The organism is Pseudoduganella sp. S-14, from assembly GCF_049913285.1.
In the GTDB taxonomy this organism is placed as follows: Bacteria; Pseudomonadota; Gammaproteobacteria; order Burkholderiales; family Burkholderiaceae_D; genus Rugamonas.
Genome location: NZ_CP183991.1, coordinates 706,004 through 722,412, shown reverse-complemented (window position 1 = coordinate 722,412; position 16,409 = coordinate 706,004). Strand labels below are relative to the sequence as shown.

Below are 16,409 nucleotides of genomic sequence, written 5' to 3'. Positions count from 1 at the left end.
TTGACCATTTTTCGTGCAGGTAAATGACCAATCAGCCCGGATACGGCGCTATCTGCACTTATCGTATAAGCATCCCTATCCCCGGTTTGACTCATAAAAAGGAAGAACACATGAAGAAATCGTTATTGGCCCTGGCCTTGATGGGCGCCTTCAGCAGTGCCGCCTTTGCCCAATCCTCGGTCACCATTTATGGCACGCTGGATGCCGGCATTACCAAGACTACCCACACGGCGAATTCCGCCATCCAGGAAGCCAAGCGCGACAACAACAAGCTGGGCTTCCGCGGGGTGGAAGACCTGGGCAGCGGCCTGAAGGCGCTGTTCCAGCTGGAGATCCGCTTCGAGCCCGATACCGGCACCATTGAAGGCGTGACCCGTCCGCTGTTCCAGGGCCAGAGCCGGGTCGGCCTGCAAGGCGGCTTCGGTACCATCCGCGCCGGGCGCGCCCTGACTTCCCTGCAGGAAACCACCACCCAGTTCGAGCCATGGTCCGGCATGCCGAACCCCGCCGGCTTCCAGACCGACATCATGGTGTCCGGCTACCGCACTGCCCTGGCGGGCAGCGGCTCCGATCCCCTGGGCATTGCCGGCAATTCCGGCAACCGCTTCTCCAACGCGATCTGGTACAACACGCCGGTGTGGAATGGCTTCCAGCTCAATCTGAACATCGGCAGCAAGGAAAACAATGGCCTGTCGACTGCGATCGTCGGCCGCGGCACCGCTGCCGCGCCGCAGTATCCGGTGGGCTCGTTGGCCGGCGCCTATCCGTATTCTGTCAGCGCGACCTACATGGCGCCGGGCACGTTGCCGCAGTGGGCGATCTACGCGGGTACCGAACGCAATGCGACCGAAGTCAAATGGCATTCGATCGGCGCCTACTACCGCCCGATTCCTGACCTGAAGCTGATGGCCAACTACGGCAAACAGGACTTGGGCCACATCCTGGCCAGCAATGACGGCATCACAGCCTGGATGCTGGGCGCGAACTACAATGTCGGGCCGGGCAAGTTCCTGATCGGCTACGGCCAGAAGGACCCGGATGGACAGCTGAAGACCAAGCAGTTCTCGGTCGGCTATGAATACAACCTGTCGCCGCGTACTTATCTGTACCTGGACCTGTCGCAGAAGAAGCTGCCGCTCACGTCGACAGCGACTTCGGATACCAACCAGAATCATTACGCGCTGGGTATTCATCACAACTTCTAACACCGGTAAACCTGGGTCAGACCGGCAGGGTCGGACCCAGCCTGCTCTTCCGCCGCGCTTTAGTGTCAGACCCTGGGGTCTGACACTGGTTTACCGGTTTGTATCGGTTAAAATGTCCACGCCTGCAACATTCGATGTGACATCAATAATGACCGACACCCTGGATTCCGCAATCGTCGCGCAGTACCTGGCCGACAATCCCCACTTCTTCGAAGAACACGCCAATCTGCTCGGCGACGTCAGGCTGTCCAGCCCACTGACCGGGCGTGCGGTCTCGCTGCAGGAACGCCAGATGGAAGTCATGCGCGACAAATATAAGGCGCTGGAATTGCGCATGGCAGAACTGACCCGCCACGCGGAGGCCAATGCCGCCATTGCCAACCGCTTCCACAGCTGGAACCAGGCCATCCTGCAAACCCGCGACGATGCCGAAGTGCCGCGCGCCATCGTGCAAGGCCTGGTCGACAGCTTCCAGGTGCCGGCCGCGACCCTGCGCCTGTTCAACGTAAGCGACGAATTCGCCGGCGAATGGTTTGCCAGCGGCGTCTCCGAGGACGCCCGCCTGTTCGCCAACAGCCTGTTGACGCCTTACTGCGGCAGCAACAACGATTTCGAAGCGGTGCGCTGGCTGGACGATGCGGAGCGCATCAAGTCAACGGTCATCCTGCCGCTGCGCAAGCCCGGCGCCAAAGGCCCGGCCTTCGGCCTGCTGATCATGGGCTCGCCCGATCCTGAACGCTTCACTTCCCCGATGGCGACCGATTTCCTGGTCCACATCGGCGAAACAGCCAGCGTTGCCCTGGCGCCCCTGCTGGCCTGATGCCATGAGCGGCGCCGGCAAGCTCGAACAGGCCGGCGCCTACCTGGCCCACCTGGCCACCCAGCGCAAGCTGTCTGCGCACACGGTCGCGGCTTACGGGCGCGACCTGCGCGAGCTGGCCGCCCTGTCCGACGGCAAAGCCTGGGACGCCCTCAGCCACTTCGATATCCGCCGCTACGCGGCCCAGCTGCATGGCCGCGGCCTGGATGCGCGCAGCATCGCGCGCAAGCTGTCCGGCTGGCGCGGCTTCTTTGCCTGGCTGGGCCAGCACAGCGCGCTGGCCGCCAATCCCGTGGAAGGCGTGCGCGCTCCCAAGCGGGCCAAGACCTTGCCCAAGGCCCTGTCGGTCGACGATGCGGTGCAGCTGGTGGCGCCCGCAGCGCCGAATGCCGGCGCTGGCGAGCCGGCCCGCCTGTGCGACCGCGCCATGTTCGAACTGCTGTATTCGAGCGGCCTGCGGGTGTCCGAACTGGCCGGCCTGGACCGCGAATTCCGCAAGGCCGGCGATGGCCAGCCCGCATCGCTGGGCTGGCTGGAACTGGGCAACGCGGAAGTCGTGGTGACCGGCAAGGGCAACAAGATGCGCCGCGTGCCGGTCGGCAGCGCCGCCCTCGATGCCCTGCAAGCCTGGCTGACGGTGCGCCCGGCGCCGGCCGATGGCAGCAATGCCCTGTTCGTCAACGAGCGCGGCAAGCGCGTCACGCCGCGCGTGGTGCAGCTGCGGCTGAAGGCCCACGGCATCCGGGCCGGTGCGCCGGTCGCGGTCCATCCGCACATGCTGCGCCATTCGTTTGCCTCGCACGTGCTGCAATCCTCGGGCGACCTGCGTGCCGTGCAGGAGATGCTGGGCCACGCCAGCATTACCTCGACCCAGGTGTATACCGCCCTTGATTTCCAGCACCTGGCGCTGGTCTATGACAAGGCCCATCCAAGGGCTAAAATTAAATAGCCGGGACTTGATCCCGCTCAAGTTTGCCCATTTGCCAGCATTTCCAGAATTCCGGCATAATCGACCGATTCCACATGCTTCTCGTACGACTATGGCAATGATCCCAACCACTATCCTGACCGGCTTCCTTGGCGCCGGCAAAACCACGCTGCTGAACCGCATCCTGCGTGAAGAGCATGGCATGAAGATCGCCGTGATCGAAAACGAATTCGGTCAGGAAAATATCGACAACGAAATCCTGGTCCAGGAATCGCGCGAGCAGATCGTGGAAATGAATAACGGCTGCATTTGCTGCACCGTGCGCGGCGACCTGATCGTCGGCCTGAGCGATTTGGCCAAGCGCCGCGCCGCCGGCGAAATCGACTTCGACCGCGTTGTGATTGAAACCACCGGCCTGGCCAATCCCGGTCCGGTAGCCCAGACTTTCTTCATCGACGAGGAAGTAGGCGCTAACTACATGCTCGACGCCGTGGTCACGGTGGTCGATGCGCGCCACGCCATGCAGCAGCTGGACGAGCACGAAGAGGCGCAGCGCCAGGTCGGCTTTGCCGACAAGATCCTGCTGTCCAAGACCGACCTGGTCGATGCCGCCGCCGTCGATGCACTGACTGCCCGCCTGAAGCGGATCAACCCGCGCGCGCCGATCAGCCGTTCCGATTTCGGCAAGGCGCCGCTGGCCGAGGTGCTGGACCTGCGCGGCTTCAACCTGAATGAAAAGCTGGAAATCGATCCCGATTTCCTGGCTGCCGAGGAAGATGAGCACGGCCACGCCCATGATCACGAACACGACGAGCATTGCGGCCACGAGCACCACCATCATGACCATCATCACGCCCATCACAGCGACGATATCGCGGCCTTCGTGTTCAAAAGCGTACGCCCGTTTGACCCGGCCAAGCTGGACCAATTCCTGGGCGGTCTCGTTGATGTGTACGGTCCTCGCATGTTGCGTTACAAAGGCGTATTGTTGATGCAGGGCGCAGAGAGGAAAGTAGTATTCCAGGGCGTGCACCAATTGATGGGCAGCGACCTGGGTGCAAAATGGGGTGAAAACGAGACACGGGCAAGCAAAATGGTGTTTATTGGCAAAAATCTCCCAAAAGACATCTTTATTACTGGCCTTGAACAATGTTTGGTATAAACTAAGGCGTTTTTTTGGACGCCACCCAAGCAGAAATTTGAAAACTCTGTCGTATCGAAGGTAAGCGAAGTCATGACAAAAGCAAATAAATCGACCCCCGCCGCAGAAGTCTTGCTCACCGAAGAAGAAATTCTGAAGATGAGCGACAAGGACTATATGAATCCGGCCCAGATGGCGTTTTTCAAGAACAAGCTGCAGAACCTTGAAAAAGAATTGCTGAAGAACGCTGGCGAAACCACCGAACACCTGCGCGAAACCGTGCTGGTGCCGGACCCCGCAGACCGCGCCACCATCGAAGAAGAGCACGCACTGGAACTGCGTACCCGCGACCGTGAACGCAAGCTGCTGAAGAAAGTGCAGCAATCGATCGCGGCAATCGACAATAACGACTACGGTTATTGCGAGGAAACCGGCGAACCGATCGGCATTCCACGCCTGATCGCACGTCCAACGGCTACCCTGTCGCTGGAGGCACAGCAGCGCCGTGAACTGAAACAGAAGCTGTACGGCGACTGATCTGCCACAAATCGAGAAAAAGCACGCTTAGGCGTGCTTTTTTCTTTTCTTTACACCTACGGTACGCCCTTATAATTTTCCGTTGGGCTACACTAGTGATCCTATGGGACTGTTCTCCATTTTCAAAAAAGGCAAGGTTGACGAACGCGCCGTCGCGACAGACGATGCGGACGCTGCACGCCTGGCCGCGAACAGCGAACTGGAGCGTCAGCGCGCGCAACAGTCGGACCTGCAACGCGAAATCGCCCGCGCCACCGCCATGAAGATCGATGCCATCGAGGCGGCGATGGCAGCGGACATCTTCAACGAACCGGAACCGACCTGGGCCCGCAAGCCGCGCACGCTGCAGCCAGCTGCTGCCGCTGCCGCCAATGATGGCGCGACCCTGCCCCTGCTGGACCAGTACACCACCGAACTGCTGGGCGACGAGGATATGCCGCTCGAAGCGGCGGCCGCCGAAAGCGCGCCGATCGTGGAAGAGATCGCGATCCTGTATTCCAACGGCCAGTCCGAAGTGGCCGAACAAATGCTGCTGGGCAGCCTGCCCGACTCGGCGCAGGACCGCACCGTATGGTGGATGCTGTTCGACCTCTACCAGGTACTGGGCCGCAAGGAATCGTTCGAGAACGTCTCGATCGACTACGCCAGCCAGTATGAAACGTCGCCGCCGTCCTGGGTTCCGCCTGCCAGCGCAGACAGCACGGCCCCAGAAGTATCGCGCGGCTATTCCGGCGTGACCCCGACCCTGGGCCTGGCCGGCATTCTCAACGCCTCCGTCGCAGCCCAGCTGGAGCGGCTGGACGGCATGGACCAGAAGCAGCCGCTGCGCCTGGATTTCTCGCGCGTCAACGGCGTCGACCCGGAAGGCTGCGCCCTGCTGCTGGCAGCCCTGAAGAAGGTGCAGGCCGCGGATCGCGATCTGATCGTGGTCGGTGCCGCCGAGCTGGCGGAGCAGGTTCGCTGCATCCTGACCATCGGCAACCGCGATGGCGGTGAAGCGCCGTGGCTGCTCTACCTTGAACTGCTGCGCCTGCTGAACCAGGAAAAGGAATTCGAAGAAGCCTCGATGGATTACTGCGTCACCTTCGAGGTATCGCCACCGCCTTTCGTCGCGCCAAAGAAAGTTGCCAACGCACCACGCCAGGCCACGGCAGCCACGTCCGACCGCTTCATGCTGCCGGCAGTGATCGAAGGCGACATCAGCACCCTGCTGACGGCCATCGACGCCTATGCCAGCGAAAACCAGGTGGTGGTGTTTGACTGCGGCCGCCTGGCGCGCATGGAATTCGGCGCTGCCAGCGCCCTGCAAAGCAAGGTGGCGGAACTGGCGGGCGCCAGCCGCCGGGTCGAGTTCCGCGACCTGAACCATCTGGTTGCAGCACTGATGCGCCTGCTGGGGTATGCTGATATAGCGCGGCTCTTCCCTCACAAGTACTGATCAGTTGAATTTTGGGGCTTCGGCCCCAAAGTACCGCGTTAATCCCCAACAAAGGTATTAACATGGAACAATTTCACGGCACTACCATCCTGTGCGTGCGTCGCGGCAACGATGTCGCGATCGGCGGCGATGGCCAGGTCACGCTTGGCAATATCGTCATGAAGGGCACGGCGCGCAAGGTGCGCAAGCTGTACCAGAACAAGGTGCTGTGCGGCTTTGCCGGCGGCACCGCCGACGCCTTCACCCTGCTCGAGCGCTTCGAAGCCAAGCTGGAAAAACACCAGGGCAACCTGCTGCGCGCCTCGGTCGAGATGGCCAAGGACTGGCGCACCGACCGCGTCTTGCGCCGCCTGGAAGCCATGCTGCTGGTGGCCGACAAGGATGCCACCCTGGTGATCACCGGTAACGGCGACGTGCTGGAACCGGAAGGCGGCATCGGCGCCATCGGCTCCGGCGGCAGCTATGCCCAGTCGGCCGCCAAGGCCCTGATCGAGAACACCGACATGTCCCCAAGTGAAGTCGTGAAGAAGTCGCTCACCATTGCCGGCGAGCTGTGCATCTACACCAACCTGAACCACATCATCGAGACCCTGGACCAAGCATGAACATGACCCCTCAAGAAATCGTCGGCGAACTCGACAAGCATGTGGTCGGCCAGGGCAAGGCCAAGAAGGCCGTCGCCATTGCGCTGCGCAACCGCTGGCGCCGCCAGCAGGTGGAAGAACCGCTGCGCCATGAAATCACCCCGAAGAACATCCTGATGATCGGCCCGACCGGCGTCGGCAAGACCGAGATCGCACGCCGCCTGGCCAAGCTGGCCGACGCGCCCTTCATCAAGGTGGAAGCGACCAAGTTCACCGAAGTCGGCTATGTGGGCCGCGACGTCGACACCATCATCCGCGACTTGATCGACATCGGCGTGAAGCAGACCCGCCAGTCGGAAATGGCCAAGGTGCGCGCCCGTGCCGAAGACGCGGCGGAAGACCGCATCCTCGACATCCTGCTGCCGCCGCCGCGCGACTTCGGCTTCGCCAACGCTTCGGCCGAGCCGCGTCCCGACGACGCCACCCGCCAGACCTTCCGCAAGCGCCTGCGCCAGGGCGAGCTCGATGACAAGGAAATCGAAATCGAGCTGGCCGAGCAGAACCCGACCATGGAGATCATGGCGCCGCCCGGCATGGAGGAAATGACGGAGCAGATCAAGTCCATGTTCTCCGGCATGGGCGGCGGCCGCAAGAAGGCGCGCAAGATCAAGATCAAGGAAGCCATGAAGTTCCTGCTGGACGAGGAAGCGGCCAAGCTGGTCAACGAAGACGAGATGAAAAAGAAGGCGCTCACCAACGTGGAGCAGAACGGCATCGTGTTCCTGGACGAGGTGGACAAGATCGCTACGCGCTCGGAAGTGGGCGGCGCCGACGTCTCGCGCGCCGGCGTGCAGCGTGACCTGCTGCCGCTGGTGGAAGGCACCACCGTCAACACCAAGTACGGCATGGTGCGCACCGACCACATCCTGTTCATCGCGTCCGGCGCCTTCCACCTGGCAAAACCGTCGGACCTGATCCCCGAGCTGCAGGGCCGCTTCCCGATCCGCGTCGAGCTCGAGTCGTTGTCGATCGCGGACTTCGAGCGTATCCTGACCAGTACCGACGCCTGCCTGACCAAGCAGTACCAGGCCTTGCTGGCGACCGAAGGCGTGCAGCTGGAGTTCGCGCCGGACGGCATCCACCGCCTGGCGGAGATTGCCTTCCAGGTCAACGAGCGCACCGAAAACATCGGCGCGCGCCGCCTGTACACGGTGATGGAAAAGCTGCTGGAAGAGATCTCCTACACGGCGACCGAAACCAGCGACAAGAACCTCATCATTGATGCAGCCTATGTGAACCAGCGGCTGGATGCGCTGGCCGTCAACGAAGATTTGTCGCGCTATGTACTGTAATGGCTAACAAGCAGCTGGCGACACGGCAGAAGATGCGGATCCGCGTCGAGCCCTCGCAACACTTTGGCAAGCCCCGCAATCCGATTGCGGCGCTTGCCAAGGCGCGCGCTGCGGGACCGCACGACAAGAACCGCACAACAGCCGAGCGCCAGGCCGCCAAGAAGCTGATCGACAAGAGGGTACCTCGAAAAACTACCTCAGCCATGGCATGATGTCAGCGCATCAAACTTGACGACACTGCCATGATGAAACCCAACCTGTTTGCCGCTCAGGAGCGCGAAGCCAAGCTGACGAAGCTGGGCGACGCGCTGCAAGTACTGGAGCGGCATGTCGACTTCGCGGCGCTGGCCGACGCAGTCGATGAAGCAGCGCCACGGCCCGGCCGCGAGCGCGGCGGACGACCACCGTTTCCTACCGAGGTGATGGTGCGGATTCTGTTGATCCAGCACCTGTTCAACCTCTCGGACGAGCAGATGGAATTCCAGTTGCTTGACCGGCTCAGTTTCCAGCGCTTCGCCGGCCTGCGCGACTCCAGCCAGATCCCCGATCGCACCACGATCTGGACTTTCAAAGAGCGCCTGATCAAGGCCGGCGCCAGCGAAAGCGTGTTCGACGCCGTCAACCGGCAACTGGCCCGGCATGGCTACATCGCCCGAGGCGGCCAGATGATTGACGCCTCCATCGTCCAGGCGCCGAAACAATCGCTGAACAAGGAAGAAAAATCCCTCGTCGTGGACCAGAACGCCATGCCAGCCGACTGGTCGCCGCCGAAGCGACGTCAGAAAGACCTGGATGCGCGCTGGACCAAAAAGCACGGCAAATCCTATTTCGGCTACAAGCTGTCGGCGAACGTGGACAAGCGTTGCAAGCTGATCCGAAAAATCAAGATCAGCACCGCCAGCGAGCACGACACGCTGCATTTTGAAGACGTGCTCGATCCGGCCAATACCAGCCGGGATATCTATGCCGACAAAGGCTACGTCAATCACAAGCGCGAAGAGCGGCTTACCGGTGAGGGCTACCGCATGCACATCCAGCGCAAAGGCAACAAGGACAAACCGCTGTCCGAGGCTCAGCAGCGCCGCAACCGGCGCATCGCCAGCCCGCGCGCCCGCGTCGAGCATGTCTTTGCCGGCATGGCGCAGCTGGGCGGCAAGATGCTGCGCTCGATCGGTCTGGCACGCGCCACGCTGCAACTGAACTGGAAGGCCGCCGCGTACAACCTGCGTCGCCTTTGTTACCTGAAGGAGGCGAAGATTTCGGCGTTTTGACGCCCGAGGTCCGTCCGAACCGTCCCAAAAGGCGGATTCGGACAGAAAAATGGCCATGAAAATGGCGGCGATCGTGGCGCGGCCGCTTTGTAGGCAGCTATTTTTTCGGTGTCACCGCTCAAACTGCCAGTAAATCGAGGTTCCCAAGAAGCTTGGCGGCGACGATACCCATTAGACTTCGCGAAGTCTTTAACAATCGCAAGTGTGTCAAATTCCTCAGCACCTCCTCACTTTACGGTTACGGATTGGCCTACTCTATTACTGAGCTGCTTTTTAGAATGCCAACCTTCAAGTAGTCTCTGCAATTACTATCTTTTCGCAAGTTATTTTCATCTTACGAATTTCACTTCGTTTTGTGCTTTTCGGTAATTACCGATTGCAGTCACATAGTTTCCACAGCTAAAATAAATTCAAAATGCCAATAAAATTGGTTTTTAGATAACTATTTGAGGCTCTGAGCACTATGGACATGGCATCTACTGATGCGGGTGGTGTTGCTGCAAAGGCTGGTTTTCAATACCAAGACTACGCCGCAGCTTTCTATGTAGTGCAAATGCTTCGCGATCATAGCCTAAGAGCTGTTCGATGCGAGGTGACGGATGATATTGACCTGATGTTTGACTCTTACGACGAGTTTGTGCAGGTCAAGACGACTGACAATGACCGCAAATGGTCCCTCACGGAAGTCTGCGATTTTACAAAGTTTCCGAAACCACGAGGAAAACCGCGGCCCCCTCCGCTCAACGATTCGATCATTCAAAAGTCAATGCTGACATCTGTTGGCGCAGCTCGAGGTTTCCGATTCAGATTGCTAAGCGCTCGAGATGTCCGTAATGAACTCGTATACCTCAAAACCGACATAAGTTCTCGCAACGACACCACAAACCGCGCAGAACTGATCAGCTCCATATCGAGCAAACTCAATAATTTCACCACATTAAGCGGGCTAGACGTTAGCGGATGGGTAGACAAATGTTGGTGGGAAGTTGTGCCCTCTCTTGAAATACTCGAGCTGAGAGCAAAACGCGAAATTAGCCAAGCAGCGTTTGATCGTAAGTATGCTCTTGATCCCGACCGCGGTGTATCAACGATACTTAATGCAATATTGACCACTCTTACAAAAAAGAGTGCCCTGTCACGAAAAATTTTTACGGCAGACCAAAAAACATATAAACGCGAGGATTTTATCGCGTGGTTCGATCAAGAGTTGGTAGCAATTGGTTTAAATACATCAAATTTCACTAAAGTGTACGCGTCGCGCAGTGCGACATCATCGCCTGCTCTTATAAAATTCATCGACTTTAAGCCAGAGGGAAAAAGGCAGGGAGCTGGCTTAAGTCAAGGATACCAACTTGGAAAATACCGCTATCAATTCATTGCTCAAGCCGTAGTAGAGTGGTTACCAGAGATTTTATTGAGGCCTAGCGAGCTTGCAGATACCTCGAGTGCTAGTTTATTGAAGAACTTCCGCTCCATGACAAGTCGCCTTAGCTCAATTGAAAGCATGCTTGAGCTTACTGGAAAGGTACTCATGCACTCAACAATTAGGCAGGATGTCAATAGCGATCCGATTCCGGCATCCTTATATATCGGGGGGCGTACGGCGCCAAAACCTCAGTTCGAAAATATTCACATCGTTCGGAAAACAACCGGCGATGAATTATGGTTGGGGATCAGCCAGTTCTGTAGGTCCGACAAAATTGAAGAGACAATAAACGCTCTTGTCGCAAAAGTTCAATCTTTGATCGAGCATGATTTGGGTGATCACCGAAAATTAATTCTGGATGTAAAGGAGGACACCTATCTCATTCCTCATAACATTAATGATCTCTTACGTGCTGGCAACTCATTCGACGATCACATTGACCGCTTTCAGTTTGTCATTTTCTTAGGGTATTCGACCGAAACTATGCCATTAGAGCAAAGGCCTGGCATGGGGACAGATAAATATATTGAAGAAGCGAAGAACCATTTTGAGAGAATAGCCACCGAGCTAATACGCAACAATGGCTTTTTCGCAGAAATAAGGTTTCATGTCTACCTCTTTCCAAACCCTTGCTTAGAATCGCTGAAAAAATCTGTTGAAGACGAACTGAAAGCGGCAAAATATGCTTAATCGATATTCCACTACCGTTTCACTGCTTAACAACGATCTTTTTGACCCCTTTGAGTATCTGAAAGTCGCAAATGAATTTTTGTCCAACCCGATGTACGAGACTCAAGGCCGAGATCTTGTCATTCGGGCTTTAGACCGAAAGCAGAAATTTGGAGATTCGATTAGCATATTAAAAATGCTAGTACGAAAAGCAGGGTTGTTTCCTTATCTTCAAAGTGAATTTCACGATCACTCTATCGACGAAGAGTATGCACTCGACATCTATCGATCTGAGCACTTACCAAGATTCGTCTATCACTCTCTGCAATTAAAGATAATAAATTTGCTTAATGATGGACAGAATATAGTTCTGAGTGCTCCGACCAGCATGGGAAAAAGTGCGATCGTAGATTCGCTGCTTGCGGCGAGCAACTATAAACGCGTTGTTATAGTTGTGCCAACGATCGCGCTAATTGATGAAACGCGCCGAAGAATTACAAAACGCTTTTCCGGAAAATACGACATCATCACGCACAGTTCTCAAAAATCGAATCCCAAAAAATCAACAATATTCATTCTTACTCAAGAACGAGTTAACGAACGGAACGATATTGAGCTAATTGATCTGTTTGTTATAGATGAGTTCTATAAGCTGTCCTTCCAAAAAGAAGAGCCGGATAGTAGAACTGTCGCACTCAATATTTGCTTAAGCAAGCTATTGCTGGTTAGCAAACAATTTTATCTCATCGGTCCCAGTATCGATGAAGTTCGAGGATTAAACAAATTCGGCAAGAACTACGTATTCATTCCAGCAAGTTTTAACACAGTATCTGTAAATGTTACTGAGTACAATATTGGCGCTAACAGCTGGGAAGAGAAGATCGAAACCACTAAAAATATTCTATCGAACTCGAATTCAATATCTCAGCAAACAATTATTTACTGCCGCTCGCCAAACACTGCTGCGAGCATAGCCAGCGAGCTCATTCGAGCAGGCTTAGGGAAGCACTCAAAATCTGATTACTCTGAATGGGTTAAAGCTCATTACAGCGATGACTGGGCCTACTACCAGGCCATTACTTCGGGAATAGGAATTCACCACGGTGCGCTTCCTCGTGCAATTCAACAATACACAGTTGACCTCTTTAACGCAAAGAGAATATCTATCCTAATCTGCACCTCTACGATCATTGAAGGCGTCAATACGAATGCTGAAACCGTCGTGATTTTTGACAATCGAAATGGCACAAGTTCCGTCGATCGGTTTACCCATAACAATATCAAAGGCCGAGCGGGCCGAATGAATATTCACTTTGTAGGCAACGTTCATTGCCTGGAACGGCTACCTACGGAGACTGTAGAAAGTAAAATAGTAGAAATACCGTTAGGATTGCAAACACAGTCCAGTCCGCTGAATCTACTCGCTGCTATAGATGAGGCCCATGTTCAGGACGATGTCGCTCCAAGGCTGAAGGAATATCTTTCCTCGAGTCCGATTCCAATTCCTCTTTTGCGAAAGCATGCCACTTATAAGTTAGAAGTTCTCGAGCGAACTTACGAATACTTAAACAAGATGCCTTCGTTTGAACTAAGAAAGCTGATCGCAAAGCGCCCCAATGCAGACCATCTGAGTGCCATATGCGCGGTGCTTCGAATTGCAGAACATAGATCATTGCAACTATTAAACCTCGCGGGCCAAGAATCAGATTTAAAAGTCAAGGTCTCCAATTACCTTTTTGCGTCGAGTTACCAAGAGTACTTAGACTCGGCCATAGCTTGGAACAATACGAAATTCGACGACCCAGCCAAACGAACTGAGGCGCTTGACCGCGATCTAAAAATTATTCGAAGCGTATTTGAATTCGCTATTCCCCGCTCGATGTATATGCTGCAGGATATACTCAACTGGGTAATCGACTCACGCAAGTTAGATGGTGCAGCAGATTTCGGATTCATTATCGGAAAATTTGAAAATAGCCATCTCCCCGGCGCACTTTCTGCTTTAGAAGAGATGGGAATTCCGGTGCAGACCCTTGCAAAGATTGCCGACGAGCGACTAGCGGGCGCTGAATTAAATGTATTGATAAGATACTTGCGCTCGCATTTTAATAAAATTCGGAATTTAACCCGGCTGGATAAAAGGTTCTTTGAACGCGCATTAGTGAAAATAGCCGACGAGACTTCGCTTTGATTTCGAAGCGAATGATTTAGAGTATTACCAGATGGGGCCAAGGAAAAGGTAAAGGGTTTGTTCACCGTCGCGCGTGGCGCCGGCGCCAAGGAACAAGGGGCCGAAGCGGGTTTCCACCGACAGGAATGCACTCCCGGCCTGCTTCAGCGCACGGCCTGTCGCGCTGGTCCCGCGGTCAAAGCCACCGCCGGTCTCAAGCGAGAAGCCGGCACGCATGGTGCCGCCGAACGCACTCGGCAACGCTGCAATGCGGCGCGCCAGCACCAGGCGGCCCAGCAAAATGGTCGGTTCCTGGATCGAATCGGCCGGCGTGCCAGACAGGCGCAGGAAGCCACCCAGGGTTACCGGGGAAGCGCCGGCTTGCGCCTTGGCCCACTCCGCCGATACATGGCCGGCCCAGTCGTTCCACTCGAAAGCCTGCAGCGCAGTCGCGCCCCAGTTGACGCCGCCGGTGCCCACGCTCTTGCCGCTGCCCGGCGTTTGCTCGCGGCCGATGGTGATCAGGGTACCGCGTGTCGGGAAGGCCAGGGAGTCGAGCGTATCGACGCGGAAGCGGGCGAAAGTCTTGCTGTCGTACACGCGGTTCACGGGAATCGCCGGGTCTTGCGGAATCAGCGGACGCACCGAGTTGGCCTGGCGCGTGACGCCGACCGACAGCTCGCCCCAGTTGCCGAACTGCCGCCCCAGCGCAAATGACGCGGCGCGCGTGCTGTAGGCAACGCGCGCCATGCGCCGCTCCTTCTGGAAGATATCGCCGGCAATCCTGCCAACTTGCGCCGACGGCATCACAAACCATTGCGAGCCCGCGCCCAACGGCTGCCACCACTGGATGCCGAGGCCGCGTTCATTGCCCAGGCGTCCTTCGGTACGCAACTCGCCGCCCCAGCGATTGAGCGCGGAGAACACGTGCATCACCTTGATGGCGAAATTGTTCGAGTCGCGGAAGTCGCTGGCCAGCTCGAGGCCGACGCGCATGCGGCTGCGCGCCCATTCGGCTTCCGTGGCGCGGATGGTGACAGTGCGTTCGCCATCCACGTCGTCGATATCGGTTTCCACGCGCGCCATGTCGCCGCGGCCGTACAGCGCAACGGCGGCCTGGCGCACCTGCTCGCGCGTGGTCGGCTGGCCGATCACCAGGCCGGACTGTTTTTCCAGCACTTCGGGATTCACTTCACGTGCGCCCTGGACCTGTACTTTGGCCAGCTTGACGGGACGGTCCGAGTCGGCCGGCGTCGCCAGGCGCAAGCTTTCCATGCTGACGTACTCGCGTTCCGGCAGCGCCAGCGCAGCCAGGCGCGGCTCCAGCTCGCGCGCGGCCGCTTCGCCGGCGGCCATGGCTTTCTCCCAGGTGGAAAAATCGAGGAAGGTGATGCCATCCAGCTTGGGGGCGATCAGGATATCGTCCTTGCGTAACTCGCTCAGCGAGCGCTGAACATTCTGTTCGGTCAGGATCTGCAGCATCTGGTTGGCGACGCCCAGCGCGCTGCCCAATTCCTTTTCCGGCGCCAGCGTGGTGCCGACGTTGACCGCGATGACGATGTCGGCGCCCATGGCGCGCGCCATGTCGACCGGCAGGTTGCGCACCAGGCCGCCATCGACCACCAGGTGGTTCTTGATGCGCACCGGCGCGAACACGCCCGGCACGGCCAGCGAGGCGCGGATGGTCTGGAACAGCGGCGTGTTGTCGAGGACGACCAGTTCGCCGGTCAGCAGGTCGGAGGCGACCGAGCGGAACGGCAGCGGCAACTGGCTGACCGGCAGGTCGCGCGTGCCGCGCGGCAGCAGGCGTTGCAGGGCCATTTCCAGCGCGGCATTGCTGGCGGCGCCGGGCGGCCCCAGCACGCCATGGCGCGTAATGCCGAATTCGATGCGCGACGGGATCTGGATGTCTTCGTCGCGGCGGCGGAAATGCAGTTGGTCGCGTGCGGGGCGGTCGGCTACCACGCTGTCCCAGTCGGTGGTGGCGGCCATGGTTTCCAGGTCTTTCAGCGAGGCGCCGGCGGCCCAGGCGCCGCCGATGACGCTGCCCATCGAGGTGCCGACCACGATGTCGACCGGGATGCGCATTTGCTGCAGGGCGCGCAGGACGCCGACGTGGGCGAAGCCGCGGGCTCCACCGCCGCTCAGTACCAGAGCCACCCGGGGGCGCTTGGGAACCGGCACCCCGGTGTCAGACCCTGTTGGTCTGACACTGCTTTGCTGGTTTTCGTCTGCGCAAGCGAGGCCCGCGCATAAAGCAAGGAGGAATATACAGCGCTTCATCGCGCTTGCGGCGCTCCACCGGTCGGTTGCGCCGACATGGTTGGCGGCTGCGCCGGTGCCATCTGCACTGGCGGCGGCGCCATTGGCGTGGCCGGCTGCGGCAGGGGGACTGGCGGAGGCTCCTGCGGCCCGCCCATGCCTGCTGGCCCGACGATACCACCGGTCGAACTCACGCCCTGGTCGCTCATCAGGTCAAGGCGCTTCTGCACGCCGCCTTCCATCAGGATCACATGGCGCGGCTGCACGTCCTTGACGCTGACGCCGGGCGACACTTCGGAACCGACCGGGAAGGCCTTGGCCGGCTGCCCGTCAGCCGAAATGATCGCCACGCTGCCGTGGCCACGCGTATCGGCCACCACACCGCGCAACTGGTAGTTGCTCACCACAGCCACCGCAGTGTTCCCGCCAAACAGCCCGCGCGCCGCGTCCATGTTCGCTTCCGGCATCTGGGCCACCGGCACCGCCGCAATCGGGCGCTGCTTGGGCTTGAATAGCTGCATGCCCCAATAGGCCAGCGAGGCAGACAGCAACGCGACGGCGGCCACACTGCAGATCAAAGGCAAACGTTTCAATTCAATTCTCCAG

At 58.0% G+C, this 16,409-nt stretch carries 14 protein-coding genes; 12 read left to right on the top strand and 2 right to left on the bottom strand.

What is annotated here, in order from left to right:
- Positions 1 to 110 precede the first annotated feature (110 nt).
- From ACN9MZ_RS03365 to ACN9MZ_RS03310, 12 genes are all read left to right on the top strand, one after another.
- Positions 111 to 1,205 (top strand): porin, encoded by a 1,095-nt coding sequence (locus tag ACN9MZ_RS03365; protein ID WP_426340902.1) that lies wholly within the window; start codon positions 111 to 113, stop codon positions 1,203 to 1,205.
- Positions 1,206 to 1,353: 148 nt separating this feature from the next.
- Entirely contained in the window at positions 1,354 to 2,025 is a 672-nt protein-coding gene (locus tag ACN9MZ_RS03360; RefSeq protein ID WP_426340901.1) for a DUF484 family protein, read from the top strand.
- 4 nt (positions 2,026 to 2,029) lie between these two features.
- Positions 2,030 to 2,974: a tyrosine recombinase XerC gene (locus ACN9MZ_RS03355; RefSeq protein WP_426340900.1), complete on the top strand. Its 945-nt coding sequence runs from the start codon at positions 2,030 to 2,032 to the stop codon at positions 2,972 to 2,974.
- 91 nt (positions 2,975 to 3,065) lie between these two features.
- Positions 3,066 to 4,115, top strand: a complete 1,050-nt coding sequence (locus ACN9MZ_RS03350; RefSeq protein ID WP_426340899.1) for a CobW family GTP-binding protein — start codon at positions 3,066 to 3,068, stop codon at positions 4,113 to 4,115.
- Positions 4,116 to 4,187: 72 nt separating this feature from the next.
- Positions 4,188 to 4,631 (top strand): RNA polymerase-binding protein DksA, encoded by a 444-nt coding sequence (gene dksA, locus ACN9MZ_RS03345; protein ID WP_057265949.1) that lies wholly within the window; start codon positions 4,188 to 4,190, stop codon positions 4,629 to 4,631.
- 103 nt (positions 4,632 to 4,734) lie between these two features.
- On the top strand, positions 4,735 to 6,069 hold the full coding sequence (locus ACN9MZ_RS03340; RefSeq protein WP_426340898.1) for an STAS domain-containing protein: 1,335 nt from the start codon (positions 4,735 to 4,737) through the stop codon (positions 6,067 to 6,069).
- Between the two features lie 62 nt (positions 6,070 to 6,131).
- The gene (gene hslV / locus ACN9MZ_RS03335; protein ID WP_426340897.1) at positions 6,132 to 6,674 is read left to right on the top strand and encodes an ATP-dependent protease subunit HslV; all 543 of its coding nucleotides are present in this window, start codon (positions 6,132 to 6,134) and stop codon (positions 6,672 to 6,674) included.
- The gene (gene hslU / locus ACN9MZ_RS03330) at positions 6,671 to 8,005 is read left to right on the top strand and encodes an ATP-dependent protease ATPase subunit HslU (RefSeq protein ID WP_426340896.1); all 1,335 of its coding nucleotides are present in this window, start codon (positions 6,671 to 6,673) and stop codon (positions 8,003 to 8,005) included. Before hslV ends, hslU begins: the two co-directional genes overlap by 4 nt.
- Positions 8,005 to 8,217: a hypothetical protein gene (locus ACN9MZ_RS03325; RefSeq protein ID WP_426340895.1), complete on the top strand. Its 213-nt coding sequence runs from the start codon at positions 8,005 to 8,007 to the stop codon at positions 8,215 to 8,217. The genes hslU and ACN9MZ_RS03325 overlap by 1 nt, the downstream gene beginning before the upstream one ends.
- A gap of 30 nt (positions 8,218 to 8,247) precedes the next feature.
- Positions 8,248 to 9,276, top strand: a complete 1,029-nt coding sequence (locus tag ACN9MZ_RS03320) for an IS5 family transposase (RefSeq protein WP_426338225.1) — start codon at positions 8,248 to 8,250, stop codon at positions 9,274 to 9,276.
- 469 nt (positions 9,277 to 9,745) lie between these two features.
- A complete protein-coding gene (locus tag ACN9MZ_RS03315) occupies positions 9,746 to 11,392 on the top strand; it encodes a dsDNA nuclease domain-containing protein (protein WP_426340894.1) in 1,647 nt (548 codons plus the stop codon).
- Complete coding sequence (locus ACN9MZ_RS03310) at positions 11,385 to 13,562, top strand: DEAD/DEAH box helicase (RefSeq protein ID WP_426340893.1); 2,178 nt, start codon at positions 11,385 to 11,387, stop codon at positions 13,560 to 13,562. The genes ACN9MZ_RS03315 and ACN9MZ_RS03310 overlap by 8 nt, the downstream gene beginning before the upstream one ends.
- A 24-nt stretch (positions 13,563 to 13,586) precedes the next feature.
- Here ACN9MZ_RS03310 and ACN9MZ_RS03305 read toward each other — a convergent pair whose 3' ends face one another.
- Complete coding sequence (locus ACN9MZ_RS03305; RefSeq protein ID WP_426340892.1) at positions 13,587 to 15,701, bottom strand: patatin-like phospholipase family protein; 2,115 nt, start codon at positions 15,699 to 15,701, stop codon at positions 13,587 to 13,589.
- Positions 15,702 to 15,820: 119 nt separating this feature from the next.
- Complete coding sequence (locus ACN9MZ_RS03300; protein WP_426340891.1) at positions 15,821 to 16,396, bottom strand: type II secretion system protein N; 576 nt, start codon at positions 16,394 to 16,396, stop codon at positions 15,821 to 15,823.
- Positions 16,397 to 16,409: the final 13 nt, after the last annotated feature.